Source organism: Eggerthia catenaformis OT 569 = DSM 20559 (assembly GCF_000340375.1).
In the GTDB taxonomy this organism is placed as follows: domain Bacteria; phylum Bacillota_I; class Bacilli_A; order Erysipelotrichales; family Coprobacillaceae; genus Eggerthia; species Eggerthia catenaformis.
Genome location: NZ_KB446648.1, coordinates 316,502 through 319,162, shown reverse-complemented (window position 1 = coordinate 319,162; position 2,661 = coordinate 316,502). Strand labels below are relative to the sequence as shown.

The window sequence follows — 2,661 nt, the reverse complement described above, 5'->3', positions numbered from 1 at the left end:
ATATTTGTTGTTGTAGTACCTTTAAACACTTCTTTCTTAGGTTTAGTTGGTGTATGTACCTTTACCGGTTTTGACTTAATTGTATAATCATTATTAATAGTTAAATCAAAATCATTTTTATAAGTTGTTCCTTCTTTAGTAACCTTTCCGGTAATAACTGGTGCAGGTACTTCGGCATCCTTATTCAAATCACTATTTATCCTATTTATCAGTCCTGCTTTGGCCGTAAATGTCATCAGCCTTGTAGCAGCATTGTAAGTAATGTCATAATCAGGACTTGCCTGTTTTGTACCTTCTACATTAACCTCATAACCGCTTGGTAACGTATCCTTGAATACAAGCGATTCAATTTTCTCATGTCCAGCAGGAAAATCTGATGTATTTAATACAAATTTTACAACAGAACCTGTTTGAACAGTACCATTATTTATATCTGTATTATTTTGATCATTTACTTTCTTTTCAACAGATGGCTGATAGAAAAGTCTATTATAATGATAAGCAACCTTACCATCCGGTTTCTGTGGCTCTTTAGGTGGTGTTGGCTTTTCAGGTTCTACTGGCTTAACTGGAACACCCAAAGCTTTGATGTCAGAGTTAAATGAAAACCATATTGCTTTTCTATTTTTCGCTCCAAAGGTAACTTTAATAGTTTTCCCTATAGTTTTTCCTACAATAGCCCCATACCATTTATTGGGTGAATTAGGTGTATCCCAAGCCACAACTTCAAATCTTGAACCGTTTTTAACATGCTCGTTTGACCGTGTGCTTGATATGGCAACTCCATTACCATTATCTCTTATAGATGAACCGTGGATTTGAAGGAGCTTTCCGTTAAAATCTCGAACATACTCACTTCTATCCACGCCTTTATCATAATCACGATTTAGAGAAGAAAAACTAACCAATGCACCAGTCATATCGATTGGCTTATTATCTTCCCCGTAAAAGACAGTCTCCATTTCAATTTCGGCATTTTCTCCCAAATCACTGTAATTGATTGTCTTTGTAGGATCATAATAAAGGATCGCAGGAATCTTATTCTTTCCCCCTGTGAGTTTCCTCAAAGTAAATTTATATTCTATTCTGATAATCTTTTTCCCATTAAAATAGGATTTTTGCAAATTAGAGTAATAGGCAGTTACCGTCTTGTCTTTCTCTAAGAAAACACGGTAAGCCCCCTCATCAAGTGAATATCTATTATATTTTAAGGCAATATTATAGATTTCACTTCCCTTAGGATAACCCATTTGTTCAACGGCATTCACCCAGTCAGTACTTCGATAAGTTTTTGTATTAACTGAGGGTCTAGCATTCGGTTCTGAGTTAAAAAGAAGCGTCTGTGGATTAGGCTCTTCCAGATATCCATCTTCTTTTTTCTTCTTCTCAAGTTCTTCCATCGCTTTATTATACTCAATCATCGCATCATCATACTTTTTCTTAGCGATTGTATACTTTGCTAATGCCTCATCATATTTCTTCTTTGCTTCATCATAAGCTTTCTTATCCTCATTATATTTATCCATTGCCAGCTTAGCATTATTTAATTCCTGTATTTGCTGGTTATAATCAGCTATGATTTCAGCTTTCTTAGCATTTAATTCTGCTTTTGTTTTTGCGGTACCTTTATCAATGTCTGCTCCTTTTGTCACCTTGACACCGGAGCTTTTTGCATCAGCAACACTCTTATCCAATTTTGTCCTATCAACTGACATCTCAATTCCTTTATTCGAGTCAATTGCAAATGTACTGATTGTATTTCTCGAAATCACCGACAAAACCATCAGTAATGACATCCCAAAAGCTGCTGCTTTTTTTAAAGCAATCCTCTTCATAGATATAATTCTCCTCCTTCTTCTGATTATAATTCTATTTTCTTCTTTATTACTGACCTCTAAGAGAATATTCTCCTACTCTCTAGTAATCATATCCTGCATCTCCTTTCATTTCTTCTCTCAATGTATTAACAATTATTCTCATAGACAATAATTAGATACTGTCCTCTTCATCTTTAAACTCTTAATTCCCGTATTAATTAATCCCGCCTTCCGGCAAACTTTTCCAGAATCTGAAGAACCAGCCAGATATTTGTCACACATGCTATATTTAAGGTAATAAATTCTCCCCTATCCCTAAACTTAACATCTATTGTATCTGATATCTTATCAATTCTGTAATACTCAATCGTATTCAGCGGATATAAATCCCTATGACCGCTTCTTGCTTCAATCAGGTACCCTTTCTCTAATCGAATACTGTAGCCGGAGACTCCATACTGCAAAACAACATTAATATCATCTATATCCTCCGGGATATCTCCTCCTAGTTGGTATCTTGCATAATGTCTAAGCAGTAAATCCACTTCCTCTCTCCCGGAAGAGACACCCATGCCATACTTCTTATTGCTGTTCATCAATATCGTTACGATACGACACGGCATATTCTCATCAAAATAGAAGCCTGTTCTTACTCCTCTAATATCCTTAAAATATAATGGGATCTTTTCTCCATCTGTCATAAAAGCAGTAAACCCGTCTTTAGTTAGTTCCACTTTTTCAATATAATTCTTGCCAAGCATTCTCTTGAAAAGAGCTCTCGATGTATTATTTATTACCCTACTCATCTCTCCTCCCCTTTTACCTGTAAATAAACGCAGACTTT

2 protein-coding genes are annotated in these 2,661 nt (G+C 35.4%); both read right to left on the bottom strand.

Annotation, left to right across the window (positions count from 1 at the left end; genetic code table 11):
- Positions 1 to 1,835, bottom strand: a 1,835-nt coding sequence (locus HMPREF9943_RS06340) for a GbpC/Spa domain-containing protein (protein ID WP_004803202.1), incomplete at its 3' end; no start/stop codon positions are given.
- 200 nt (positions 1,836 to 2,035) lie between these two features.
- Positions 2,036 to 2,623 (bottom strand): hypothetical protein, encoded by a 588-nt coding sequence (locus tag HMPREF9943_RS06335; RefSeq protein ID WP_040402719.1) that lies wholly within the window; start codon positions 2,621 to 2,623, stop codon positions 2,036 to 2,038.
- Positions 2,624 to 2,661 lie beyond the last annotated feature (38 nt).